The organism is Achromobacter sp. JCM 18799 (assembly GCF_055395645.1).
Genome location: NZ_AP043865.1, coordinates 23,238 through 44,496, shown reverse-complemented (window position 1 = coordinate 44,496; position 21,259 = coordinate 23,238). Strand labels below are relative to the sequence as shown.

Below are 21,259 nucleotides of genomic sequence, written 5' to 3'. Positions count from 1 at the left end.
TAATAGGCGGCTTTTGCGGCAATCGCCAGCAGCAGACACCACGGAAAACCGCCACGCGAACGCAAACGGCCATAGAACGCGATTTAAGCGCCTTTCGCCCTTGCCGCACCCTCGGTATCGGGACAGTCGAGAAAAGGCCGTGGCGGGCCTCCTGCGCAGGCTACGGGGCACAATCGAGGGCAGGGCAAGCCCCTTCTTCCTGATAGACGGTTTTTTGCGGCCTCTCGATCACCACGAACCTTTCCGGCATGGCGCGCACACGCGCCGGGCTGAGCGGGCGGCCGACTTGTCGGCCGGGCGTGATTTGTCCCGGTCTTAGCGCCCCGCAGGGGTGGCCGCTTGCGGCCATGCCGGCCGGCTTGCCGGTCGGGACGCTTAGACCATGCCTTACCTCGGCCGTCGAACTGCCACGCGCGGCAAGTGCCGCGCTTCGTTCTTCACGTCCTGGCCGTAGGCCAGCCGTTAGATGCCTTCTGGCTGTTTGGCTGTTGGTTTTGGATTTCCTCGGCCTGTGCGCCCAGGTGATGCCTGTTCCTGGCTGCGGCGGTGGTGCCGCACCGCGCGGCAAGTGCCGCGCTTAGATCGGCATGGCCGAAGGCCATCCATTGTTCAGGCCGGCGCGAAGCGACGGGGCGCAGGGAGCGAAGCGACCGGAGGGTAGGCGGTGATTGCCGCGCTTCGCGGCAGCTTTTTCGACGTTGTTCACAACGGCGGCGGCTCCAACTACTAGGTATATTTTTTAAAGGAAAAAAAAACCTAAAGGCAAGAACTACAGGGGGCAGGCCGCACGACGGCCAGAATAGCCAATGCTGGTAAGGCTTTGCGCGCTTTTTGGGCCTTGGATCGCAAGACAGTTTCAGCGTAAACGCAAGACAGTTTCAGCGTAACGCGCAAGACACTTTCAGCGTGCGTTTCTGTGGATAGCGGATTTAATGCCTTACAAATCAACGGCTTGCATGCAAGACACTTTCAGCGTGGATAACTTTCGTCATCCACAAGGTTATCCACAAGCAAGCGCCAAATTTGGGCGTCTTGGTTGGTGACGGCGGCCCGTCCTCGATCGCGCGATTCTGTCGCCATCGGGAACCCTCCGCGCTTCGCTTGGGCAACCGCTTCGGTTGCATCCCGCGTCGGTTCTTGCCCGACTGTCTGCGGGGGCAGGCGCTGCGGGCGTTGCCCTTGTCCTACCCCCTTGCCGATAGGCTCTATGGCCTCCATCAGCATCAAGGGTGAAGGCTTCGCCCGCCATCCTCACCCGTTCGGTGCTCGCCCTGCGGGCTGCGCTCCGCGTGCGGCCTCCGGTGTCGCCCTTGACGCCGATTCCAGCCAGGACACGGCCACGGCCCCGACGTGGACGGGAACGAAAAACCCGGCACGCTGGCCGGGTCGGTTTGGTGACGGCCGCGAGCTGGCCAGGTCGTGAAGCTGTCGCCAATCAATCCTTGGCGGTGCCGCCCTTGCCCTTCGGGGCAGGGGAGGGCTTCAACGCGGCCAGCAAGCCGGCGTTTTGGGTCTTGGTGGCCTCCAGCTCGCCGCGCAGGGCTGCGGCTTCCTCGCGGGCTGTGGCGGCCTCTGAGCGGGCCTTGTCGCGCTCCGTCTCTGCCTTCGTCATGCGCTCGGCGCTGCGGTGGACTTCTTCGGCCGCGCGCTTGCGCTGGTCGGCGTGCGCCTGCTCGGCGGCCTCGGCCTTGGCCGTGACGCCGGCAAGGGCGGCTTGTGCCTTGGCCGTTTCGCCCTGGGCAGCGGCCAGACTGGCGGCCAGCTTGACGCCTTCGGCTTCGGCCAGCTCCTGGCGCTGCTGGGCCTTGTCGCGCTCGGTGCGCAGGCGATCAGCATCGGCGCGCAGGCTGTCGGCCGTCGCCTTGGCCTGGGCTGCGGCGGTTTCGGCCTCGGCGTGTGCGTGGTCGAGTTCGGCGCGCAGCTCGGCGGCCCGGCGCTCGATTTCCTCGGCCCGTTGCTTGGCAAGGGCGGCGTCCTGCTCGGCGGCCAGCCGGGCGCGGCGCGTCTCGTCCAGCTCCTGGGCGGTCGCCTGGGCTGCTGCTGCGGCGGCCGTGGCTTGGCGTTCCAGCTCGGCAATGCGCGCCTGGGCGGCATCCAGCTCGGCGGCCTGGGCCTCGAAGGCTTCGGACTGTTCGGCCGATAGCTGGATGAGGTCGCTTTTCTCGGTTTCAAAGGCCACCTTGGCCGCGTCTAGCGATTCGTTTGCCAGTTGCTGCGCCGTCTCCCAAAGGCTTTGCCCCATGCTCTGCACCACGCCATGCAGTTCCACCGGCAACGGCTCGCGCACGGCCTGAACCTGCTTGCGCTGGTTCTGCCGCCATTCCTTCATGGCCTCCACCACGTTGTTCATGCCGGCGCGGCTCTCCTGGCGCACGGCCTCCACGCTCGGGAACTCGCCGGTTTCGCTGGCCGCGTGCAGGGCGTCGGCGGCGGCAAAGATGCGCTCTTTGATGTCTTGGGATAAGGCCATTTTGCGAACTCCTTCGGATTGGGTAGGAATAATAATAATTATACTACTACTATTACTACTACGCTACTTAAAAAAAGGGCCGGTGGTGTCCCGGCCGGGTGGTCACTGGTCGGCGCGGATGCGCTCAAACATCGGCAGCAGGCGGCCCGCTTCGGCGCGGCCTTCGGGCTGGCAAGCAAAGGCCGGCACATTCAGCAGCAGGCGGGCACGGTGCAGGATGTCGTACAGGTCGAACGGCGAAGCGTAGCGGCCTGGGGCGGTCAGCAGCTCGACGGCCATCGTGCCGGCAATGAGGTCATCGACGGGCAGGGCGCGGCCGTCGATGACGGCACGCAAAGCCAAAGCGCCCGCGTCCAGTGATTGGCGCATCCATTCTTGGGGTTCAAGCATCTTGTGCATGGGGTCGTTCTCCCTGTGGCTGTTGCTGGTGTCTGTGGTGGTCAGTTGCCGGCCAGATAGCGGCGGGCCTCGCGCAGCGCCTCGGCGATGCGGCGCACGCGGCATTCAAGGGCCGAATGCTGCGCGGCCAGTCGGTCGTATTGCTCGGCACGCACGATGCCGGCGCGGGCCTCCTCGATCCGCTCGGAGTCGCAGCCGACGTAATCGCGGCGGCGCGGCTCGCCGTTCTTCTGCGGATACAGCAGATAGAAGTATTTCGGCTGGCCGTCCGAACCCTTGCGCCAATGCTCCGTTGCGTAGATCAAGCCCGCCTTTTTCAGCGCGGCCATGCCGGCGACAACCTCGGCAATCTCGCCTTCCAAGGTGTCGATCAGGCCGGGCACGTCGGCCGCCAGCTTCGCCAGCTCGGCCGTGTGGTTCTTCTTCGTTGCCATTCTTTAACCTCCAAGTAAGGCGCTTTTCGCTGCCGCCAGCATCACGGCCAGCGTGACGGTTCCAGCCATCGCCACCAGAAAAGCCAGGGCGAAAAACTGGACGTACACAAGCCCGGTTCCGATTGCCATCACGGCACGAAGCACGCGAAGGGCAAGGGTCACGATCAGGTCATCTATGAATTTCATGGCTGGTTCTCCCGGTGGGTTCCTAGCCGGATTTCCCGGCTAGTTTGGTCACTTCCAACTGTCCAAATTATACCATCTTGGTTAGTGCGCGTCACCAACTTTGGCAACATTAAAACGCTCTATCACCTGCTTGGCTGCCCAGATTCCGGCGTTGTTCAACTGCCGCACCCACGCGCCCCGACTTGGCGACCATTTGAAGGCTTCACGCTTCAAGATGGCGCGGGTTGCCTCGTCCGGCTTGCCGTCGAAAATGAACATCACGCGGTTTTCGGTGGTGTCCTCGCGGTAGGTGTAGCCGTCGCCGGCCTTCTCCACGTCGGCCCGCTGGCTGCGCTTCTCCAGCTCGGCAATGCGGCCCTTGATGCGGTTCATGTTGGCGTTGTTGTTCGACAAGGCATAGGACGGGAAACCGACACGGCGGGCAAAGTCCGGCTTGATCGCCTCGGCCGCCTGGGCTTCGGTGAAGCCAAGGGCCACAAGGGCGGCGGTCTGCGTTTCCGGTGTTTTGTTCGCACGAATGGCCTTGTTCGCGGCCTTCATCATCTCTTGCGACTTCTCGGCGCTTGCCAGCTCGGCGCGCAGCTTCTTGATGGCGTCCGGGTCATCGCTGGAAATGCCACCAGTGCCCACGCTCGCGGCCTTCTGTGCGTAGTGCGCTGCCTTGTCCTGGGCGGCAAAGGCTTTGCCGAAGGTGTTGTGAATCCGGTTGCGATAGTTGCGGTCGCGGCCTTCGCTGTGGTGCCCGACAAGGATCGGTTGCCCGAAGGGGATCACCTCGGCCATACCACGCGCCCGGCTATACAGTGCCCGGCTTTCGTCCTGGGCCTTGCCTGCACGCGCTTCGTACCGTTCGCGCTTGGCCTCAATGCGTGCCTCGTAGGCGTTCAATTCGCGCGGTTCGTCGGCCGCTGCCGGCTCGGCCTGCTCGATCACGGCCACGGCTTGCGCTGCTGCCTGCTCGGCGGCCTCCGGCGCTGCTTCTGGCGCTTCGGCTTCCTCGGTCACGGCGTCGGCGCTGGCCTTCTCGTCGGTCGGTTCGCCTCCGATTTCCTCGGTCTGCGATACGTGAAAAACGGTCGTGGTCTTGACCTTCTTCACCGGCACTTCGTCGCCCGTCTCGCGGTCTTTCTTGGTGCAAGGGATCACGGTCACAATCTTGACGCCATGCTGTCCCTTCTTCACCACGCGGCCCAGCGCCTTCCACGCATTGAAGGTAAACACGTTCACGCGCGGTTCAACGTCTGCCATGTCGATGCCCATCGCGGCGAACCCGTCGAAGATCGCTTGATAGTTCGCAAGGCTTTCACCAGACACGGCATTTTCAAGGGCTTTCTGTTGCAGCTCGGCCTTTGGTTTTTGGCTGTTGAACCTTGCTTTGCTAGATGCTTGAGCCGGGGTGTTTTGCTTTTGAATTTGTGATTGGTGTGTCATGTCGGTGTCCGCCTTTCGTTGTGTGAACTTGCTTCGCTGAGTGCCTTTCGCCGTGAAGCCCGTAGGTGGGCCGGACAGGACAGCGCGGAAAGGGAGAAACCGGAAGCCGCAGCGCAAGGGAGCGCAGCGAGTGCGAACGGGTGAGGATTTCAGGGCGCAGCCCGGCCCTTGGAGCGATGGCATGGCCGGACTACCGTTTAGGGCAGGCGAAAGGTATTCAGCGAAGCCGCACAACCCGCAGCAAGGCGGCCTGGACGTGACCACGGCCTAATTCAGCGGGAACCGCTGTAACAGGCGGGCAGCGCCCGCCTTGGGGTGTTCAAGGGCGTAAGCCCGGTGGCAGTCTCGGAACGAGTCTGCCGGTGCCCCTGGAACGCGGCGATTCATCGCGGCGTGCCTGGAAGGGCAAAGCCCGGTGATGGTGACAACAGATCCGCCGGCGCCGGCGGGATCTGTCACCAAGGCGGCGGGCCTGGGTCTTTGGCGACAAAAAGGAGCTGGCCAGGTCGCCGCGGTGTCTCCAAGCGGCCGGCCTGCCGATGGTGACAAATGTTGGCCACCTGGTGCGGCGCAGCGTCACCAAGTGGCCGCATGAACCGCTGTCCACATATCCACGGGCGCAAAGGTCACTACTAAGACCGTCGCGGCGGTGGGTATGTGGTCAGGGGACTAGCGCCGGGACGGCGCAACGAGAGGGATTGAAGCCCGAAGGGGTCGAGACTTGGAACAAGGCTCGATGCGCAGCACGAAAGCCCGTACCCGGCACGGCCGGGGCGAGCATGGCTATTTGGTTCTGCGGAAAAGCCAGGGTTCAACCGGCGCAGGATCAGCCCAAAGGCCACGACGTGCGGCGCGGGCCTGTGCTTCCAACTGGATCAACGAACGGTCGGTGACGTACTGACGGTAGGCCCACGCCATGCCCTGGTCGATCATGGCCGCGTTCACGTTCACGCCAGCGACAAAGACGGTGCCCAGCGTGCGGCCGTAGCGATCCGGGCCGGCCTCGGCCACGGTGACGGCCTGCCGAAAGACCATCGCGGAAAGTGCTTGCCGCGAACGGGTTCCAAAGGCTTGCGCGCGCTCCGGGGCGTCGATCTGCGCCAAGCGGACGCGAACCGGGCGGTTCTCTACAAGCACGTCGATGGTGTCGCCGTCGATCACGCCGACGACTGAGCCGGAAAAATCAGCCCACGCGGCCGAACAGACAGCCAGCAGGGCGCACGCAAACAGGGAGCGAAGGGCGCGCATCAGAAGCCAAGCCCCTTTTGAATCGGCGTCGATTTGTAGGCAACGTGCGGCGGGCTGGGGTACATCACCAGTCCGTTGACGCCATCGGAAACCTTGGCTTGCGGGTAGATAACAAGAACGTGTTTCAGCTCGCGCAGGAAGGCGCGCTTGAAGTCGCGCAAGCCCTGCTCGGTCATGGCATAGCCGGAACCGAATTGCCCGGCCAGGGCAACCCAAGGAATCGTTGTGCGCTTCGATAGGTAGCTCATGCGGTAGGTCAGCCAGACATAAATATCGAGGGCAAGCGGGGACTGGCGAAGGCCACGCACGGCCCGCATGTCGAACGGCAAAACGTGTTCGATGCACTCTTTGAAAAACGGCTCTGACAGCATCAGCGACGATTGCCATTGCCCGGCTTCTTCCGGGTTCTGCGGCGTCCACCAATCCACCTTGTCGGCCAGCAACACGTTTTGCAGCACGAAGGAATCTTTGCCCTCGTAGTGGCATGAAATGACGGAACTGAACAGGGTCGTCATGGCGTGCTTCAAGCGCGTGATGTCGCCGCGTTTGCCGCCAGTGTTGTGCAAGCCCAGCTCGGCCAGATAGGCGGCCAGATTGTTGCCAAGCGATAGAACGCGCTCGCGCTTCTGTGCAACCTCGGTGCAAACCCATGTCAGCAGCAGCCGGGGCAGGGTGCCGTATGGCAGCCCCTGCGGATGCGCGGTCATCATGGTCAAGGTGAAGTCGCCGTTGCGGCGCACGAACCGGAAATCGGCGCTCTTGCGGTGCGGCAAGGTGGCAATGGCAAGCGAACGGGTCATGAACCCAAGGGAGCCGGCGCTTTTCGCGTCCTGGGCCTCGATGGCAAGGTGCGTTTCGATCAGCTCGCGCACGCGCTCCGGTATCTCGCTGTTTCGGTAGTCGAAGACTGCCGACATGGGAACCATCGCGCCCGACGAACCGAGTTCGTCGCGTTTGGTGCCGCGCCGGGCCGTTTTGCGGGCCGTGGCGGGCTTTTCTGGTTCGGCAGGTACTGCCGGGGCGGCGGCTGGCTTCGCCGCCTCTGGCGGCGCTGGCTGGGTTTTCATGGCGGCCTGTGCCTTCGCCTGGATCGGGCCGAAAATGTCGCCCATCGACTGGAAGCCTTCAACGCGCACGGTCGGCGGCTCTGGCTCCCGCACGATGATGTTCGGCTTGCTTGGATGCCAGCGAACATGCGCGTCAGCCATGCGCTTTGCCTTCTCGGGCTGCATGCCGCCCTTTATCAAGCTCTGCTTCATCGTTGCGCCTTCGACGGCCGCCTGCCGAATGGCGGCCGTCTTGGCCGCCAGAATGGCGGCGTCTTCGGGGTCAAGCCCCGCGCGCACTAGGTCTTCCCTGTACGCGACTTCATCGAATGTGGTAGTCTTAGCCGAAGTCATTAGGCCCGTCCCTTTAAGTGGTTTGATGGCAAAAGCCGGCAGATTCGCCCATCTGCTGGCTTTTTTCTTTTCAGCGGCTCGCCCGCTGCGATTCGTGGGTGAAGAACACCCAAAACAGGGTTCCAAGGAACCACGCCAGCGGCAAGCCGATGGCCGCATACAGCGACAGCGAAGCCCAGCGGGGCAAGAACCAATCGGCCGCGAACATGGGCACCAGCAGCAGGCCCAGCGACACCACGACGGGCAAATCCTCGGTCTTTCGGCAGTAGGCCGAAACCGCCTCGATCACCAGCATGGCGTAGGCTTTCCAGATTGCGTAAATGCGAGACATAGAAACTCCTTTGACGTTGGGAAAACTGCGTTGCTTCATCGGTCACGGCCAGCGTCAGGCGCGGGGCGCTCCGGCTGCGCAACCTCTTTTTGAGTCTGAGCCGACTCGCGGCCCTGGGAAAAATTAGCCGTCTCCCCAGCGTTCAAGCGGTTCTGAACGTGGTTCATGACCGACTGAATGCCGGCCTCCTGGGCCTCGGTCTTGCCCGGCATCTTTGATGCGAAGTAGGTCGCCGCCGTGTGCATCGTCTTGTATGCCTCTTGCAGCTCGGGATGCTCTTTCAACGCTTCGCGTTCGCTCAACTGCTCGAAGGCAACGGCGCGGCTCGGCCGTACTGCATCGCGCAGCAGATCGGGCAAGGCGCGGTTGCCCTCTAGCCTGTCCTGCGTGTGCAGGATTTTCCGCATGGTGTTTTCGTGTTGAACGTGCGGCTTCGCCAGTTCGTTCACGCTGCGGTCGCGGGCGATATACAGCAGATCGCGGCCGACATCGCTACGGCCGAACCGCTCCCAATCGACTTCATAGCCCGCTTCCTTGGCAAGCTGTTTGGTGAAGGTGCGAAGCGTGCGGCTGTTGCCGTCACTGAACGGGTGAACATAGTCCAGCTCGGTGTAAATCTTGGCGAGCCGCGCCGTGAATTCCGGCGTCTTCAAGCCGCGCAGCTCGTCGGGCTTGGCCGCTTCAAGCGCCTTGTCGAGTCGGGCCGTGGCGGCATCGTCCATGCGCGAATACGCGACATAAAACGGGCCGTCCACGGTCGATAGGCCGCGCTGTTTCATCCAGTCCAAGCCATCGGCAACCGGCTTGCGAAACTCGCCCGGCGTCACGTCATCGAAGCCAGCGCCCGGCAAGTCCTGGAAGATGCGGCGATTGACTTCCTTCAAGTGGGCGGCGTCGAAGTTGCCGCGCACCGGGTCTAGCTCAAGCTCGACAACCCGCTTGAACGTGTAATCGGCTTCGAGCTGCTGCCGCTGCTCGGCCGTCAACGCATTAGCGGCTGTGGGCTTGTTCTGCATCGGGCTTCACCTGAACAAAATCGGCAAGCTGGATGTCGCCCTTGATGAATTGGCGTGCGCCCGTCTCGGCGGCTTTGGAAGGCTTGAAGCCTTCCAAACCCACGGACGAACGGGCGAAGTTCACGGCGGCTTCGCGGCGGCGGCTCTCTGCCGGGGAAATCACATCGTTGGCCGGGCTGTGGCCGCGCTCGCGCGATTGGTTGACATAGGCCCGCATGAATTCGCGCAGCACCTGGGCGGCGGGGCGGTCTTCCAGCAAAGCGGCGTCGGAAAACTCGGCGCGCAATTCCGGCTCAACGCGGAACGTCATTTGCACTTCTTTGGACATGGCGTGTACCTCTTTCAAAATTTGGCAAATTGGCTTATAAGCCAGCCTCTATTTTAATGTATGGGCATTGCATCGTCAATGCACATACATGGCTATTTAGGGTGGCTAACAACAGGGTAGCCAATTTAGTGTCGTTTTCAGAAGGCGACTGCACCAGTTCACTGGGCTGGCCGCCGTGTGTGCATAGAACTTCTGACCGGGAACGGTCAGAAGTTCTATGCACGAAGCGCCGCGAGAGATCGGAATTGCTCAGAACTCTTGTGCACGGCGCGACAAAGCCGGAACCGCCGAAAATTCCGGCGATCAACCGGCAAGCTGCTTGATGCGCTCGGCCAGGCGGCCGAAAGCCTCGTTCACGTATTCCAGCACCTTGGGTTCTGCGCCCTGCGTGCGCAGCGAGTCTTTGAAGGCTTCCAGGTCGGACAGCCATTGCCGATGCAGGCGGCCCAGCTCGTCGAGCTGAGGCCGGAAGTCTTGGAGACTGCCGCTCGCACGAAACGCCTGGTAGCCACGCTCAAGCGTGGCCGCCGTGGTCAGCAGTTGCGCGCCCATTTGCTTGTGCTGTTCGGAGAACTCGGCCATGCCGTCATAGGGCCGCGAAGCCTTGCGGCGCTCGGCTTCGGATGCCTCTTCCATGATGCGGGCGTAGCGGTAGAACCCTGGGAACTCGCGGGACAGCGCCATGAGCTGCTGATCGGATGTGCCGACCCAAATCCTGTGCAGGTCAGGCCCGTACCCCATCATGCGATTGATGATGGCATGGGCCTCGCTGACACCCTGGGCGGCAAGCTGCTGCATGTGTTGGTCGATCTTCGCGGCCAGTCGGCGGAATTCGTTCATGCTCATGTCCGTCACAAAAGGCGCGTTGATTGCCCTTGCGCCGTGAGAAGTGCCACCGCCTTCTTATCGAAGGAAACGAAGGTTTCCCCGCCAAGCCAGTTGCCTTCGTAGGCAATGACGCCATCGGCAAAGTCTCCGCCCGCGTCGAGCACCAGCAAGCCAGCCTCCACGGCAGGCCGGTTCACTTCCACATTCGCGGCGGCCAGTAGTGCCCGGATCGCGCTGGCCGCGTCGGCTTGCTGGAAGCCGTAGACACGCAGCAGCACCCAAACAAATTCGCATAGGCACGGCAGCGCGACCGCGATCAACTCGGCGTCGGTCAAGACTGCGGCGGCAACGTCCGCTTGTGCGGGATCGTCACGCACAACCGCACGCACAAGGACGTTGGTATCGACTGCGACCTTCATTGCTTACCTGCCCAGCCTTGCGCCGCCGCCTCGTTGATTTCTTCGATGGTGGCAACCTTCTGCGTCTTGCCCGCGAGCAGGCCGACAAAGCTGGCTATCGTCCCTGCGGGCCGTGCCGCCTTGAGCACGCCCCGACCGTCTGGCAACAAGTCCAGCTCGATCTTGTCGCCTGGCCTGATGCCGAGGTGTTGCAGTACGTCCTTCCGAAACGTCACTTGTCCCCGTGCGGTAACGGTCAATGTGGTCATGGTGGTTTGCCCTCGCAATCAAGGTTGATGCTTCACATAGTAATGCAAAAATGCCTTACCGTCAATGTCCGTCAAACGATCATTAGTCGGCCATGCCGGACACTGTCCAGCAAAGTTATTGCACAACGGGTTGTCGGACATTAAGATAGGCGGACGGAATGACGGACAAGAGAGGCGGCAAATGGCACTGATCGGCTATGCGCGGGTATCGACGGCGGAACAGGACACCGCCTTGCAGACGGATGCGCTACGCAAGGCAGGCTGCGAGCGCGTTTTCGAGGACACGGCTTCCGGGGCCAAGGCCGACCGCCCCGGCTTGGCTGATGCGCTGGCCTACCTGCGCGACGGCGACGTGCTGGCCGTCTGGCGGCTGGATCGGCTCGGGCGCTCTATGCCGCACCTAATCGAAACGATAGGCGCGCTGGAAGCGCGAGGCGTCGGCTTCCGTTCTCTGACGGAAGCCATCGACACCACCACGCCAGGCGGGCGGCTCATCTTCCACGTGTTCGGCGCGCTGGGCCAGTTCGAGCGCGACTTGATCCGCGAGCGCACCAAGGCCGGGTTGACTGCCGCCGCCGCTCGTGGGAGGAAGGGCGGGCGAAAGCCGGTTGTCACCGCCGACAAGTTGCAGCGAGCGCGGGAGCACATCGCCAACGGGCTTAATGTCCGAGAGGCCGCTACACGGCTCAAGGTGAGCAAGACGGCCCTGTACACCGCGCTGCAATCCACCAGTGCAGCCGACTCCTGATATTCCGTGCAGTCGTCTTCTGAAAATGACAGCTCACGCGCAGGTAGATGCGTGCGACTTTCATGCGGGCCTCCTGGTCATTTTGGGTATACCCAAAAAGGCTAAGACGATGGCGACAAAGAAAGCAGACACCCCGGCCGCGCCGGTCAAGGTGGCCCGCATCTACATGCGGGTCAGCACTGACGCGCAGGACTTGGCCCGGCAAGAGGCCATCGCCACGTCGGCCAGGGCGGCGGGCTACTACGTCGCCGGCATCTACCGCGAAAAGGCGTCGGGCGCTCGCGCGGATCGCGTCGAGCTGCTGCGCATGATTGATGATCTGCAACCCGGTGAAGCCGTGGTTGCGGAGAAAATCGACCGCATCAGCCGCTTGCCCCTGGAAGACGCCGAAAAGTTGGTGGCCTCGATCCGCGCGAAGGGCGCACGTCTGGCGGTGCCCGGCATCATCGACCTGGGCGAACTGGCGGCCGGCACGCAGGGCGTGGCCCGCATCGTCCTTGAGTCGGTGCAAGACATGCTCTTGAAGCTGGCCTTGCAAATGGCGCATGACGACTACGAAGACCGGCGCGAACGCCAGCGCCAGGGCATCGAATTGGCGAAGGCTGCGGGCCGCTACGCCGGCCGCACGCCTGACACGGCCATGCACGAACGCATCGCGGCACTGCGAGCGGGCGGCAACAGCATCGCGGAAACCGCGAAGCTGGCCGGATGCAGTCAAAGCCAAGTCAAGCGCGTGTGCGCGCTGCTGCGGGCGCACGCTGGCGACAAAGGCGAGCTGGCCAGGACGTGAGGCTGTCACCATCGCAAGACAGTTTCAGCGCGAAAAAAAGCCCGGTCGAACCGGGCAAGACATCGGCATTCTGCGGTCACTCGGAGCCGGCCGGGGCATCGAAGAACGAAGGGCCGGGCACGGCCTGGACGTACTCGAAGGCATAGCCGAAATCGTCGTCATGATCTTGCCCGGACGTGTCGCCCGCCTTGAGTCGTGCAAGCACGGTTTCAAGCTGGGCGACGATGGCGGCTTTGTCGCTGTGCCGCGTGCCCTGTAGCTTGATCGTCACTTGCTGCAAGGGGTAGGCGTGCGCAATCCAGTTTTCATTGCTCATTGGTGGTTCTCCTGTGGTTGGTGGGTCAAAGACCGGGCGGGCAATCTGGCGACGACAGCGAGACAACCGCCTTCACCTCGCCATTGCAAAACGGGCTGTTCTTCATCTTGTAGGCGCGCGTCATTTTTACGGCGGCGGCCTTGTCGTTCTTGATGCGCTGCTCGATGTCGCGCAGCTCGGACAGCTTGGCCGGCGACGGCTCCGGGAACGCCTTTCGCCAGTCGCTGGCGAACTCGCTCACGGCGGCGTCATTCATGGCCTGTAGGCCGGTCAAGATGGCGTCCTGGCTCTCGATGCGCTGCGCTGCATAGCGGGCCTGCTCGGCGCGCTCGTCCGACCCGCCAAGGTCAACCAGCGCGGCAACCGCGACGAAGGCCAGGACAACCAAAATCAGTTTGAACATGGGCGAAACCTCACTTCTTCTTCCAATCGACGTAAGAGGGGCGAATCACGATGTTCGGATTGAACATCAGGCCGCGCGGGGTGACATTGACGCCCAGCGAACCGGACACGGGCAGGCCGCCAATGTTGTGCATGCGGTAGCCGGTGCCGCCGTAGTAGTACGGGCCGCCGTTCGTGGCGCAGCCACTGAGAACGGCCAGCAGCAAGGGCAGGGCGATCATGCGCAGGGTCTTCATGGTGTTGGCTCTCCTGAGCTAAAGCGCGCCTTGGCTTGGCTGCCAATCCGTCATATCGACGGTGACAACCCGAAAGCCGATGTCGCGCAGCAATTTAAGGGCGGTGCCGGGGTCACTGAAAGCGCGGGCCGTGGTGTCCGAATGGCGCACCAAAACAACCCGGTCGCCGCCCTTCGTATCGGCCACGGCATGAAAGCGTTTGCCGGTCGCCACGACTCGCGCGGCGGCCAAGCCGCCCGCGTGAAACGTCGTGCGAAGCTGTTCAAGGGTCATCGACTGCATGGCGCGGTTCACTCGGTCGGGTTCACGGTTTCAACGATCAAATCCGCCAGCTCGGCGGTGAAGGTCGCGGGCTTGCCGGTGGCGCTCTCGAAGGCTCCCAGCTCCCACGACAGGGGCGCGGCGGTGCTGCCGTTCAAGTTGTCTTCCATGACGCCAAGGCATTCCATGCGGCACGCCTCGGCGTTCACGTCGGGCCGGGCCTGGGCGGCCAGGAACGCGGCGAAACGCTCCGCGCCGGTCGGGGTGAAGTCGTGTATCTGCTGATAGGTTTCCATCGTCTTGCCTCCTGAGTGGGTTAGCGGCGCGACACGGACAATTCCGCGTCGTCCGGTACGTCGTACTTGCTGAACGCGGCGAGCCGCGCCAGTGCTTCGGTTTCTTCGTTGACGGTGCCGACATAGCGGCCGTCCACGTACACATTCCATTCCTTCATTGCATTGCCCTTGCTTTGGTGACTGGTGCATCGAGGCCTGGCGGCGTTTCTGTCGCCAAGTCGAGTAGATCGAGCTGGGGCAGCTTCGCGCGGGCTTTGGCGGCCTTGCGCTCGGCCTTCTGCTGTTCCCACTTGCGCGACGACTCGCGCAGCTCGGCGGCGTACTGCTCGCGGTGCGCGCGGTCGCGTGCATCCTGCCGGGCGCGCAGCGTCGGCAAGAGCAAGCGGCGAAAACAGGGGTTCCAAGTGAACACCGACCACCACGCGCCGTTATGCGGGCGATAGGCCGGGTTCGTCTCGGCGCACTTGCGCCAGAACGCCACCAGTCGCGCCCGCTCGGCCAGAAGGTCGATGCCCTGGCCGCGCCGCAATGCCTGCCGGCGTGCCCGCACGGCCTTTGCTTCGGTGGTGTCTGCGTAGCGCATGGCGGCCCCTTAGTAGCCCTGTTTCGACAGCTCGGCCGTGACGGTCTTGCTCACGATTTCGGCCTGCGCGTCGGTGAAGGTCGAGCGGATCGCATTCAGCGCAGCAGCGGCGGCCATCGCCTTGGCGAAGTCGGCGCGCAGCTCGCGCACGGCCTTGGTTTCGCCCGTCTCGGCCAGACGGCGGTAAATGTTGGCCCACTCGCCCCACGTCGGGGTTATGTCGATGGTGTTCGGGGTCTGGCTCATGGCGGCTTCTCCGGTGTGGTTCGATTTGGTCATGGACAAATTTCGCGGCGCTGCGCTTAGGCGGCTGCGCGCTCGTCGTCTTCCAGCAGGTCAAGCAACCGGCCGAAGTCGCGCATGGTCATCAACGGCACCTTGCAGGGCTTGCCCGTCGCAAAGGCAAGTCGAATCTGTTCGGCAATCTTGTTAATATCCGGCATCGCTTCACTTCCTTAGAACTGGTGGTTGGCGGTCACTCCCCGGATGGTTGCAGCCATGCCGGGGAATCTTGTTTCTGCGTCCTGGGCTTACTCGGCGGCGGTGTCGAGCTGGCCGTCGAAGTCGTTTTCGATCAGGCTTTCAAGGTCTTCAATGACCTGTTCAAGCGCGGCAATCGCGGCGTCTGCCTTCTCGCCTTTCTCGCCCTCGCCGAACGATTCCGGCATGTTGTCGCGGTACTCCTGTTCGTCGTCGCGGATCGCCTCCACGTCGGTCTTGATGTTCTCGGCTTCGGACAGCAGGGCGGCAATGCGGCCCTTGATGTTCTCGATCTGCTTGCGGCGCTCGTTGTTCATGGCTGTAGCTCCTTACCAAATTGCCCGTTGTGTGATTCCATTATATACCATCTTGGTAGATGAAAACACACAAACGCGGCTTTATTTCTGCCTAAACGTGGTGGCCGGTTAGGCGTACCACGACACACTAAGCGGCCGACCATCCCACTTGCTGAGACTGCCAGGGGCCGTCTTGCCACCAGTGAGGCAGTGCAGGCCGGCCGCGCGGTGCGTGGCCTCCTTGGCGGTCGCCTGGAACTGGCCCGGCTTCGCAATGGCTCGGCCGCTCATGCTGCCCGCTCCGCTCTCGGTGACTTCCTTTTCGATCTGGCGCACGACGGCCGACCGGCCAGACGGCACGCGGACAACCTCGAAAAAATCGACGTTGGTTTGCTCGTAGCCCCAGCACGAATAAACGATGTCGCCCACGGCCAAGCCATGCCCGGTTTCACGACGGGCGCGCTTCCAGTCTTCCGCCTCGGTTTGCTGCTTCACGAAGTCGGCAAGGTTCGCGTCCCGGCGTTCTTCGCTCGGGAAGGCATAGAACCGGGCCGGCTTGCTCTGGCGGCCCTTGTAGGCCACAAATGCCGGGCCTCGGTCGCTCTGGTAGCAGTAGGCGACGACGGCAGCGGCGGGGAATTCGCGGGTTTCGGCGTTGGCTGGAATGAAACGGGTCATGGTCTAGGCTCCTTTGGCGATCAAACGATGTAAGAGGGCAGGGCGGCATCGGGGTCGATAGGCCCGGCCATCAGCTCGTTGGTTTCGTTGTCGTACACCTCCACCCAATAGCCTTGACGCCAGAAATTCCGCGCGTGCCCGTTGGCCTTCGTGCGATCAATGGCGACGTGGTAGTCGTGCAGGTTGCCGCGCTCGGCGGTGTTTTCCGGGTTCGTGACACTGGCCTCGATGCGGTAGCTCTTGAGGTTTTGGGCTTCAACACTTGCTTTGCTAGATGCTTGAGCCGGGGTGTTTTGCTTTTGAATTTGTGATTGGTGTGTCATGTCGGTGTCCGCCTTTCGTTGTGTGAACTTGCTTCGCTGAGTGCCTTTCGCCGTGAAGCCCGTAGGTGGGCCGGACAGGACAGCGCGGAAAGGGAGAAACCGGAAGCCGCAGCGCAAGGGAGCGCAGCGAGTGCGAACGGGTGAGGATTTCAGGGCGCAGCCCGGCCCTTGGAGCGATGGCATGGCCGGACTACCGTTTAGGGCAGGCGAAAGGTATTCAGCGAAGCCGCACAACCCGCAGCAAGGCGGCCTGGACGTGACCACGGCCTAATTCAGCGGGAACCGCTGTAACAGGCGGGCAGCGCCCGCCTTGGGGTGTTCAAGGGCGTAAGCCCGGTGGCAGTCTCGGAACGAGTCTGCCGGTGCCCCTGGAACGCGGCGATTCATCGCGGCGTGCCTGGAAGGGCAAAGCCCGGTGATGGTGACAACAGATCCGCCGGCGCCGGCGGGATCTGTCACCAAGGCGGCGGGCCTGGGTCTTTGGCGACAAAAAGGAGCTGGCCAGGTCGCCGCGGTGTCTCCAAGTCGATGACGTGGGCGGGAGTCAGAGCATGTGGATTTATGGACAATCCGGCGCGGCCGGATTCCGTGCTAACCGCTACGCGGTTCCCTGGTGACAGGGCGATGGACAACCGCAAGCGGTTGCCCACACCCTGCCAACAGGTCGCCCGTTGCCCACAAGCTCCACAAGCCGCAACTACTATTTTTTATAGTTTTCCAAGGCAAAAAACCGAAGACCGGCGCGTCAGGCCGGTGTCAAGGAAATGGTGCCGGCTTTGGTGACAGAAACGGCTTTCTTGTCGTCTTTTGGTCGCCAAAACGCTATAATTTGGCGACAGGAAGGGGCAACCAGGGCGGCAGGGCTGTCGCCAAGGTGCCGCCCAGCGCGCGGAGTCGCGCAACCGAGAGGGATTGAAGCCCGAAGGGGTCGAGACTTGGAACAAGGCTCGATGCGCAGCACGAAAGCCCGTACCCGGCAAGGCCGGGGCGAGCATGCTACTTGAGACTTGCAACAATTTTTCGACCGGATTACTTATGAACGACTACCAAAATACATCGTTTTGGCTTTAAAATAGGATGCTTTCAGACATGACCGCACCCAACGACAGGACACACATGAATCGAACCCCATGTAGTCCCGCCAACAGCATTTTGGAGGGCGATCTAGAACTGGCCGTGCAACAGCAGACGTTGAAAAAACTGACCATTGCTGAAACACCGGACGGGTTCTATGTCGTAGCTCAATTGAAATGGGCGGGAAACAAAGAGTGGTATCTGACTACTCGCCGCGAACGCGATCAACCCAGGCTTTTCAAGGACTTAAAGCGCCTGAACGATCACCTGAAAATGGCTTATCCAACGGACAGCGTAGAGATTTTGAGAAACCAACAGTTACCGCCAGCAGGCGAACCACCGGCCCCTGTGACCGCCGTACCACAACCGGAAAAGAAGGCCAAGAAGACGACCAAAAAAGGTGATCTATGATTACCAAGATATGCTATTATGGTTCCCGTCAAGATGTGACGAATTGGAGACGGAACCATGTTGGAATTTCTGGCACTCGCGCAAGAGTGCGCCCCGACGGTAGCGCCGCAGACTATGGCGGCCGTCGTCAATGTCGAGTCGAGCTATAACCCCTACGCAATCGGCGTTGTCGGCGGGCGACTCGCTCGGCAACCCAAGAGCCGCGAAGAAGCCGTAGCCACGGCGCAGCAGCTCGAATCGGATGGTTGGAATTTTTCGCTGGGCGTTGCGCAGGTCAATCGCTACAACCTGCCGAAGTACCAAATCACCTATGAGCAAGCGTTCGACGCTTGCACCAGTCTTCGAGTCGGCTCGAAAATTCTCGAAGACTGCTACGTTCGCGCCTCCAAGCGCACGCCTGAGCCTCAAGCCGCGTTGCACGCGGCTTTCTCCTGCTACTACTCGGGGAACTTCACTCGCGGCTTCAAGCCCGACGTGGCCGGCAAGCCCAGCTATGTGCAAAAGGTGCTTGCCAGCGCCGGGGTGCAGCCGCAGGCAATCCCCGTAGTCCCGTCGATCCAGACGGGCAGCGGCCCCAAGCCGCAGTTTGACAAGGCGGCCGGCGCAGCGGCCCCGGCTGCTCTCAAAGCTCAACCCACGCAACCGGCTGCATTGCCTTCGGACAATGCGCCGGTTTTGCTTCGTCCGAAAACTGCCGACAGCGGGGCGGCGAAGCTGCAACCGTTGGCGACTGGTGCAGCTCCTGGCCAGCCCGAAGGTGTCGCCAATGAAGCGCCGGCCGACAAGCCCGCGCCGGCCAGCTCGGCCATTGTTTTCTAAGGGGGATTTATGAAATTGATGGTCGTTGAAAGCCCGAACAAAATCAAAAAGCTGGAATCCATTCTCGGCAGCGATTGGAAGGTCATGGCAAGCGTGGGCCACATCCGCGACTTGCCGCGCAATGACCTGGGGATCGAGCAACCGGGCTTCACGCTCAACTATGAATTCATCCCGCCCGCGACGGTGCAGGGCCGCACCTTTCCGGGTGGTGAAGAACGGGTTGCACGCATCCGCAAGGAAGCGAGAAACGCCGAAATGGTGTACCTCGCCAGCGACCCGGATCGTGAAGGCGAAGCCATCGCGTGGCACCTGAAAGAAACGCTCGGCCTGGACGAATCCGAGTACATGCGCGTCACCTTCGACGCCATCACGCCCGACGTGATTAAGGCGGCCTTGAACAAGGCCCGCAAGATCGACTATGACCTTGTGCACGCCCAGGAAGCGCGCCGCGCCCTGGATCGCATGTACGGCTATCTGGTGTCGCCGCTGCTCTCCGACATGCTGGGCATGTCGTTGTCGGCCGGCCGCGTGCAAAGCCCGGCCGTGCGCCTTGTGGTCGATCAGGAACGCCGCATCAAGGCGTTCAAGAAGACAAGCCATTTCGGCGCGGTCGTGGCCTTCGATGGCGAGTCCTGGCAAGCCGAATGGAACACGAAGCCGTTCGTCAGCGAAGACAAGCCCTATGTGCTCGATGAAGCCCTGGCAAACCGTGCAGCGGCTTGCCGCCAGTTCCGGGTAACGGACGCGGACAGCGGCCCGGCGAAGCAATCGCCGCCGTCGCCGTTCTCCACTTCCTTGCTGCTGCAAGCGGCAAGCGTGAGCCTGAAACTTGACCCGGAAGTGACGGCGAAGCTCGCGCAAAAGCTGTTTGAACAGGGCGTGATTACCTACATCCGCACCGACAGCGTGAATTTCAGCGACGAAGCGAACGCGGAGATTCGCACCTTCGCCCAGGGCAAGGGCTGGGCGCTGCCGGACAAGCCGCGCAAGTTCAAGGCGAAGGGTGACGCGCAAGAGGCGCACGAAGCCATCCGGCCGACGCATATCGACGTGGAAGAAGCCGGGGAAGACGACAAGCAACGCGCCCTTTACCGGCTGATCTGGCAACGGTCGGTTGCCTCGCAACTGGCCGATGCCAGGTACAAGGTGAACACCGTCACGCTGGAAGCCACGGACGGAGCGGAAACCTTCGAGTTCAAGGCCAAAGGCCGCGTACTCGTTGAACAGGGTTGGCGCGTGCTGACCGCCAAGGACGCGGTGAAGGATGAGGAAGCCGGCGACGGCGACGAAGACGACGCCAGCGGCGGCAAGGTGCCCTTGCTCGATGTCGGATCGGCCAAGCAAGCCGATTCCGGCAAGCTGCTGCGCAAGGAGACGAAGCCGCCCGCGCGCTTCACCAAGGCCAGCTTGATTGCCAAGCTCGAAGCCGAAGGCGTAGGGCGGCCGTCCACCTACCCGGCCATCATGCAGAACATCATGGGCAAGGGCTACTTGGGCGAAGTGAAGCGGTTCCTTGAACCCACGGAAACCGGCGTGCTGCTGGTCGATCAGTTGGTGAAGGCCGAATTTGCCTTCATCGAACTGGCCTTCACGCGCGGCCTGGAAGAAGAACTTGACGTGATTGCCGATGGCAATTGCGGCTATGTCGAGGTGGTCGAACCCGCGTTCGTCCAGTTGCAGGCCGATATTGAGGCCGTAGGCAGCAGCGGGGCCATGAAGCCACGCTTCCCTTGCCCGAAGTGCGAAAGCGGCCTACGGCGCTATTCGCCGGCCGGGAAGACGCCTTTCTGGTGCTGCACGAACGCCGAGTGCAAGACCTTCATGGATGACGTGGACAACAAGCCCGCTGAACGCAAGACCTACGCCTGCACGAAGTGCGGCACCGGCACCATGCGCCGGTTCAAGCGCAAGACGGGCGGCGGCTTCCTGTGGGCCTGCTCCACTGAGGATTGCAAGCACTTCATGGACGACGACAAGGGCAAGCCCGTCGAACCCACGGTGCATACCTGCCCGAAGTGCAAGGCGGCACCCTTGCGGCGCTACCAGAAGAAGGACAAGGAAACCGGCAAGCCGAAGGGCGGCTTCGGCTGGTTCTGCACTGGCGAAGACTGCAAGACCTTCTTGGACGACGAAAAGGGCAAGCCTGTCGCCGTGAAAACGGCACCTTGCCCGCTCTGCTCGAAGCCGATGTATCGGCGCAAAGGGCAGTACGGCTACTGGTGGGGTTGCAGCGGCTTCAAGGAAGGCTGCAAGAACATCATGGATGACGACAAGGGCAAGCCCGTCAAGCGAGCGCCCAAGAAAGCCGTCACCAAGAAAGCCTAAATTTGCCTGCCAAGATGGTATATTTTGGCGTTGGTTATCGTATAATGTGGGGAACGCAATCAGGGGGAGCTATCGACCATGCAATGACGCGGCTACAACTTTCAAACCGGATAGGCGGGCCGGACAACCCGCCGACACTGACTAACAACTTTTGGAGTTTTCACATGCAAGCAACGATCAACAACAACAGCACCGCCAAGGCGCTTTCCATCATGGCCGTGTTCCTGGGCCTCGCTCTCATGGCCGCCGAACCTGCGTTCGCGCAAGGCGGCTTGGACAAGGTGAATACCTTCGTCGAAAACGTGCTGGTCGTCCTGCGCGGTATCTCGATTGGTGTCGTCACCATCGCCATCATGTGGGCCGGCTACAAGTTCCTGTTCAAGCACGCCGACATGGCCGAGTGCGGCAAGATTTTGGCCGGTGGTCTGCTGATTGGTGGCGCGGCCGAGCTGGCCGGCTACCTGCTGGGTTAAGGGGCGGGTA

General features: G+C 62.2%; 31 protein-coding genes and 1 pseudogene. 6 read left to right on the top strand and 26 right to left on the bottom strand.

The genetic code is table 11. The annotated features are described in order from the left end of the window. Positions 1–1,435: 1,435 nt before the first annotated feature. The 14 genes and pseudogenes from ACZ5YA_RS00285 to ACZ5YA_RS00220 form a co-directional block, all read right to left on the bottom strand. A complete protein-coding gene (locus ACZ5YA_RS00285) occupies positions 1,436–2,470 on the bottom strand; it encodes a DNA-binding protein (protein ID WP_079420807.1) in 1,035 nt (344 codons plus the stop codon). A gap of 102 nt (positions 2,471–2,572) precedes the next feature. Beyond that, entirely contained in the window at positions 2,573–2,869 is a 297-nt protein-coding gene (locus ACZ5YA_RS00280; protein ID WP_412473091.1) for a hypothetical protein, read from the bottom strand. A 41-nt stretch (positions 2,870–2,910) separates the two neighbouring features. Beyond that, a complete protein-coding gene (locus tag ACZ5YA_RS00275; protein WP_012274930.1) occupies positions 2,911–3,303 on the bottom strand; it encodes a class III extradiol ring-cleavage dioxygenase family protein in 393 nt (130 codons plus the stop codon). Between the two features lie 3 nt (positions 3,304–3,306). Further along, the gene (locus tag ACZ5YA_RS00270) at positions 3,307–3,489 is read right to left on the bottom strand and encodes a hypothetical protein (protein ID WP_012274929.1); all 183 of its coding nucleotides are present in this window, start codon (positions 3,487–3,489) and stop codon (positions 3,307–3,309) included. Positions 3,490–3,570: 81 nt separating this feature from the next. Beyond that, entirely contained in the window at positions 3,571–4,377 is an 807-nt protein-coding gene (locus ACZ5YA_RS00265; RefSeq protein ID WP_464090934.1) for a DUF3560 domain-containing protein, read from the bottom strand. A 195-nt stretch (positions 4,378–4,572) separates the two neighbouring features. Next, positions 4,573–4,737 (bottom strand): annotated as a pseudogene (locus tag ACZ5YA_RS00260) (ArdC-like ssDNA-binding domain-containing protein); the annotation flags it as partial. 966 nt (positions 4,738–5,703) lie between these two features. Next, positions 5,704–6,168: a thermonuclease family protein gene (locus ACZ5YA_RS00255; protein WP_311230486.1), complete on the bottom strand. Its 465-nt coding sequence runs from the start codon at positions 6,166–6,168 to the stop codon at positions 5,704–5,706. Continuing rightward, on the bottom strand, positions 6,168–7,568 hold the full coding sequence (locus ACZ5YA_RS00250) for a replication protein RepA (RefSeq protein WP_464090929.1): 1,401 nt from the start codon (positions 7,566–7,568) through the stop codon (positions 6,168–6,170). Before ACZ5YA_RS00250 ends, ACZ5YA_RS00255 begins: the two co-directional genes overlap by 1 nt. 70 nt (positions 7,569–7,638) lie before the next feature. After that, positions 7,639–7,899 (bottom strand): hypothetical protein, encoded by a 261-nt coding sequence (locus ACZ5YA_RS00245; RefSeq protein ID WP_311230488.1) that lies wholly within the window; start codon positions 7,897–7,899, stop codon positions 7,639–7,641. A gap of 35 nt (positions 7,900–7,934) precedes the next feature. After that, positions 7,935–8,915: a Fic family protein gene (locus ACZ5YA_RS00240; RefSeq protein ID WP_181362718.1), complete on the bottom strand. Its 981-nt coding sequence runs from the start codon at positions 8,913–8,915 to the stop codon at positions 7,935–7,937. Next, positions 8,890–9,225: a hypothetical protein gene (locus tag ACZ5YA_RS00235; RefSeq protein WP_464090928.1), complete on the bottom strand. Its 336-nt coding sequence runs from the start codon at positions 9,223–9,225 to the stop codon at positions 8,890–8,892. The genes ACZ5YA_RS00240 and ACZ5YA_RS00235 overlap by 26 nt, the downstream gene beginning before the upstream one ends. 321 nt (positions 9,226–9,546) lie before the next feature. Beyond that, a complete protein-coding gene (locus ACZ5YA_RS00230) occupies positions 9,547–10,083 on the bottom strand; it encodes a hypothetical protein (RefSeq protein ID WP_003159187.1) in 537 nt (178 codons plus the stop codon). 11 nt (positions 10,084–10,094) lie between these two features. Further along, positions 10,095–10,490, bottom strand: coding sequence for a type II toxin-antitoxin system VapC family toxin (locus ACZ5YA_RS00225; protein WP_003159186.1), 396 nt, complete (start codon positions 10,488–10,490; stop codon positions 10,095–10,097). Then, positions 10,487–10,738: an AbrB/MazE/SpoVT family DNA-binding domain-containing protein gene (locus ACZ5YA_RS00220; RefSeq protein ID WP_003108276.1), complete on the bottom strand. Its 252-nt coding sequence runs from the start codon at positions 10,736–10,738 to the stop codon at positions 10,487–10,489. The genes ACZ5YA_RS00225 and ACZ5YA_RS00220 overlap by 4 nt, the downstream gene beginning before the upstream one ends. A 181-nt stretch (positions 10,739–10,919) precedes the next feature. Between ACZ5YA_RS00220 and ACZ5YA_RS00215 the strand changes: the two genes are divergently transcribed. After that, positions 10,920–11,486, top strand: a complete 567-nt coding sequence (locus tag ACZ5YA_RS00215) for a recombinase family protein (RefSeq protein ID WP_003159185.1) — start codon at positions 10,920–10,922, stop codon at positions 11,484–11,486. A 109-nt stretch (positions 11,487–11,595) separates the two neighbouring features. Further along, positions 11,596–12,276 (top strand): recombinase family protein, encoded by a 681-nt coding sequence (locus ACZ5YA_RS00210; RefSeq protein WP_154048551.1) that lies wholly within the window; start codon positions 11,596–11,598, stop codon positions 12,274–12,276. Positions 12,277–12,352: 76 nt separating this feature from the next. Here ACZ5YA_RS00210 and ACZ5YA_RS00205 read toward each other — a convergent pair whose 3' ends face one another. From ACZ5YA_RS00205 to ACZ5YA_RS00150, 12 genes are all read right to left on the bottom strand, one after another. Beyond that, positions 12,353–12,592, bottom strand: a complete 240-nt coding sequence (locus tag ACZ5YA_RS00205; RefSeq protein ID WP_311230491.1) for a hypothetical protein — start codon at positions 12,590–12,592, stop codon at positions 12,353–12,355. Between the two features lie 25 nt (positions 12,593–12,617). Further along, complete coding sequence (locus tag ACZ5YA_RS00200) at positions 12,618–12,995, bottom strand: hypothetical protein (RefSeq protein WP_464090927.1); 378 nt, start codon at positions 12,993–12,995, stop codon at positions 12,618–12,620. A gap of 10 nt (positions 12,996–13,005) precedes the next feature. Beyond that, positions 13,006–13,230 carry a hypothetical protein gene (locus tag ACZ5YA_RS00195; RefSeq protein ID WP_010991818.1) on the bottom strand — a complete coding sequence of 75 codons (225 nt, stop codon included), beginning with the start codon at positions 13,228–13,230 and terminating at the stop codon, positions 13,006–13,008. 18 nt (positions 13,231–13,248) lie between these two features. Further along, positions 13,249–13,512 carry a hypothetical protein gene (locus tag ACZ5YA_RS00190; RefSeq protein WP_464090926.1) on the bottom strand — a complete coding sequence of 88 codons (264 nt, stop codon included), beginning with the start codon at positions 13,510–13,512 and terminating at the stop codon, positions 13,249–13,251. An 8-nt stretch (positions 13,513–13,520) separates the two neighbouring features. Then, positions 13,521–13,787, bottom strand: a complete 267-nt coding sequence (locus ACZ5YA_RS00185; RefSeq protein WP_079420746.1) for a hypothetical protein — start codon at positions 13,785–13,787, stop codon at positions 13,521–13,523. 20 nt (positions 13,788–13,807) lie between these two features. After that, on the bottom strand, positions 13,808–13,945 hold the full coding sequence (locus ACZ5YA_RS00180; RefSeq protein WP_010991815.1) for a hypothetical protein: 138 nt from the start codon (positions 13,943–13,945) through the stop codon (positions 13,808–13,810). Next, entirely contained in the window at positions 13,942–14,370 is a 429-nt protein-coding gene (locus ACZ5YA_RS00175) for a hypothetical protein (RefSeq protein WP_079420748.1), read from the bottom strand. Before ACZ5YA_RS00175 ends, ACZ5YA_RS00180 begins: the two co-directional genes overlap by 4 nt. A 9-nt stretch (positions 14,371–14,379) precedes the next feature. Next, the gene (locus ACZ5YA_RS00170) at positions 14,380–14,649 is read right to left on the bottom strand and encodes a hypothetical protein (RefSeq protein WP_464090925.1); all 270 of its coding nucleotides are present in this window, start codon (positions 14,647–14,649) and stop codon (positions 14,380–14,382) included. Positions 14,650–14,672: 23 nt separating this feature from the next. Further along, the gene (locus ACZ5YA_RS00165) at positions 14,673–14,813 is read right to left on the bottom strand and encodes a hypothetical protein (RefSeq protein ID WP_012274961.1); all 141 of its coding nucleotides are present in this window, start codon (positions 14,811–14,813) and stop codon (positions 14,673–14,675) included. Positions 14,814–14,900: 87 nt separating this feature from the next. Next, the gene (locus ACZ5YA_RS00160; RefSeq protein ID WP_173278878.1) at positions 14,901–15,167 is read right to left on the bottom strand and encodes a hypothetical protein; all 267 of its coding nucleotides are present in this window, start codon (positions 15,165–15,167) and stop codon (positions 14,901–14,903) included. A gap of 108 nt (positions 15,168–15,275) precedes the next feature. Beyond that, the gene (locus ACZ5YA_RS00155; protein ID WP_079420755.1) at positions 15,276–15,824 is read right to left on the bottom strand and encodes a hypothetical protein; all 549 of its coding nucleotides are present in this window, start codon (positions 15,822–15,824) and stop codon (positions 15,276–15,278) included. Between the two features lie 20 nt (positions 15,825–15,844). Continuing rightward, positions 15,845–16,147, bottom strand: coding sequence for a hypothetical protein (locus ACZ5YA_RS00150; RefSeq protein WP_079420757.1), 303 nt, complete (start codon positions 16,145–16,147; stop codon positions 15,845–15,847). Between the two features lie 1,089 nt (positions 16,148–17,236). Between ACZ5YA_RS00150 and ACZ5YA_RS00145 the strand changes: the two genes are divergently transcribed. The 4 genes from ACZ5YA_RS00145 to ACZ5YA_RS00130 all read left to right on the top strand — a co-directional run bounded on the left by ACZ5YA_RS00145 (position 17,237) and on the right by ACZ5YA_RS00130 (position 21,249). Further along, the gene (locus ACZ5YA_RS00145) at positions 17,237–17,632 is read left to right on the top strand and encodes a hypothetical protein (protein WP_311230482.1); all 396 of its coding nucleotides are present in this window, start codon (positions 17,237–17,239) and stop codon (positions 17,630–17,632) included. A 57-nt stretch (positions 17,633–17,689) separates the two neighbouring features. Then, positions 17,690–18,451, top strand: coding sequence for a lytic transglycosylase domain-containing protein (locus tag ACZ5YA_RS00140; protein WP_464090924.1), 762 nt, complete (start codon positions 17,690–17,692; stop codon positions 18,449–18,451). A gap of 9 nt (positions 18,452–18,460) precedes the next feature. Then, positions 18,461–20,776, top strand: coding sequence for a type I DNA topoisomerase (gene topA / locus ACZ5YA_RS00135; RefSeq protein ID WP_464090923.1), 2,316 nt, complete (start codon positions 18,461–18,463; stop codon positions 20,774–20,776). 164 nt (positions 20,777–20,940) lie between these two features. Beyond that, complete coding sequence (locus tag ACZ5YA_RS00130; RefSeq protein ID WP_079420765.1) at positions 20,941–21,249, top strand: TrbC/VirB2 family protein; 309 nt, start codon at positions 20,941–20,943, stop codon at positions 21,247–21,249. Positions 21,250–21,259 lie beyond the last annotated feature (10 nt).

Coding starts and splice junctions, on each gene's coding strand:
- topA (WP_464090923.1), top strand. CDS start 18,461: ATGAAATTGATGGTCGTTGAAAGCCCGAACAAAATCAAAAAGCTGGAA.
- ACZ5YA_RS00280 (WP_412473091.1), bottom strand. CDS start 2,869: ATGCACAAGATGCTTGAACCCCAAGAATGGATGCGCCAATCACTGGAC.
- ACZ5YA_RS00155 (WP_079420755.1), bottom strand. CDS start 15,824: ATGACCCGTTTCATTCCAGCCAACGCCGAAACCCGCGAATTCCCCGCC.
- ACZ5YA_RS00275 (WP_012274930.1), bottom strand. CDS start 3,303: ATGGCAACGAAGAAGAACCACACGGCCGAGCTGGCGAAGCTGGCGGCC.
- ACZ5YA_RS00165 (WP_012274961.1), bottom strand. CDS start 14,813: ATGCCGGATATTAACAAGATTGCCGAACAGATTCGACTTGCCTTTGCG.
- ACZ5YA_RS00140 (WP_464090924.1), top strand. CDS start 17,690: ATGTTGGAATTTCTGGCACTCGCGCAAGAGTGCGCCCCGACGGTAGCG.
- ACZ5YA_RS00250 (WP_464090929.1), bottom strand. CDS start 7,568: ATGACTTCGGCTAAGACTACCACATTCGATGAAGTCGCGTACAGGGAA.
- ACZ5YA_RS00175 (WP_079420748.1), bottom strand. CDS start 14,370: ATGCGCTACGCAGACACCACCGAAGCAAAGGCCGTGCGGGCACGCCGG.
- ACZ5YA_RS00240 (WP_181362718.1), bottom strand. CDS start 8,915: ATGCAGAACAAGCCCACAGCCGCTAATGCGTTGACGGCCGAGCAGCGG.
- ACZ5YA_RS00285 (WP_079420807.1), bottom strand. CDS start 2,470: ATGGCCTTATCCCAAGACATCAAAGAGCGCATCTTTGCCGCCGCCGAC.
- ACZ5YA_RS00235 (WP_464090928.1), bottom strand. CDS start 9,225: ATGACGTTCCGCGTTGAGCCGGAATTGCGCGCCGAGTTTTCCGACGCC.
- ACZ5YA_RS00180 (WP_010991815.1), bottom strand. CDS start 13,945: ATGAAGGAATGGAATGTGTACGTGGACGGCCGCTATGTCGGCACCGTC.
- ACZ5YA_RS00200 (WP_464090927.1), bottom strand. CDS start 12,995: ATGTTCAAACTGATTTTGGTTGTCCTGGCCTTCGTCGCGGTTGCCGCG.
- ACZ5YA_RS00185 (WP_079420746.1), bottom strand. CDS start 13,787: ATGGAAACCTATCAGCAGATACACGACTTCACCCCGACCGGCGCGGAG.
- ACZ5YA_RS00130 (WP_079420765.1), top strand. CDS start 20,941: ATGCAAGCAACGATCAACAACAACAGCACCGCCAAGGCGCTTTCCATC.
- ACZ5YA_RS00220 (WP_003108276.1), bottom strand. CDS start 10,738: ATGACCACATTGACCGTTACCGCACGGGGACAAGTGACGTTTCGGAAG.
- ACZ5YA_RS00205 (WP_311230491.1), bottom strand. CDS start 12,592: ATGAGCAATGAAAACTGGATTGCGCACGCCTACCCCTTGCAGCAAGTG.
- ACZ5YA_RS00255 (WP_311230486.1), bottom strand. CDS start 6,168: ATGCGCGCCCTTCGCTCCCTGTTTGCGTGCGCCCTGCTGGCTGTCTGT.
- ACZ5YA_RS00145 (WP_311230482.1), top strand. CDS start 17,237: ATGACCGCACCCAACGACAGGACACACATGAATCGAACCCCATGTAGT.
- ACZ5YA_RS00245 (WP_311230488.1), bottom strand. CDS start 7,899: ATGTCTCGCATTTACGCAATCTGGAAAGCCTACGCCATGCTGGTGATC.
- ACZ5YA_RS00170 (WP_464090925.1), bottom strand. CDS start 14,649: ATGACCAAATCGAACCACACCGGAGAAGCCGCCATGAGCCAGACCCCG.
- ACZ5YA_RS00190 (WP_464090926.1), bottom strand. CDS start 13,512: ATGCAGTCGATGACCCTTGAACAGCTTCGCACGACGTTTCACGCGGGC.
- ACZ5YA_RS00210 (WP_154048551.1), top strand. CDS start 11,596: ATGGCGACAAAGAAAGCAGACACCCCGGCCGCGCCGGTCAAGGTGGCC.
- ACZ5YA_RS00160 (WP_173278878.1), bottom strand. CDS start 15,167: ATGAACAACGAGCGCCGCAAGCAGATCGAGAACATCAAGGGCCGCATT.
- ACZ5YA_RS00215 (WP_003159185.1), top strand. CDS start 10,920: ATGGCACTGATCGGCTATGCGCGGGTATCGACGGCGGAACAGGACACC.
- ACZ5YA_RS00150 (WP_079420757.1), bottom strand. CDS start 16,147: ATGACACACCAATCACAAATTCAAAAGCAAAACACCCCGGCTCAAGCA.
- ACZ5YA_RS00230 (WP_003159187.1), bottom strand. CDS start 10,083: ATGAACGAATTCCGCCGACTGGCCGCGAAGATCGACCAACACATGCAG.
- ACZ5YA_RS00195 (WP_010991818.1), bottom strand. CDS start 13,230: ATGAAGACCCTGCGCATGATCGCCCTGCCCTTGCTGCTGGCCGTTCTC.
- ACZ5YA_RS00270 (WP_012274929.1), bottom strand. CDS start 3,489: ATGAAATTCATAGATGACCTGATCGTGACCCTTGCCCTTCGCGTGCTT.
- ACZ5YA_RS00225 (WP_003159186.1), bottom strand. CDS start 10,490: ATGAAGGTCGCAGTCGATACCAACGTCCTTGTGCGTGCGGTTGTGCGT.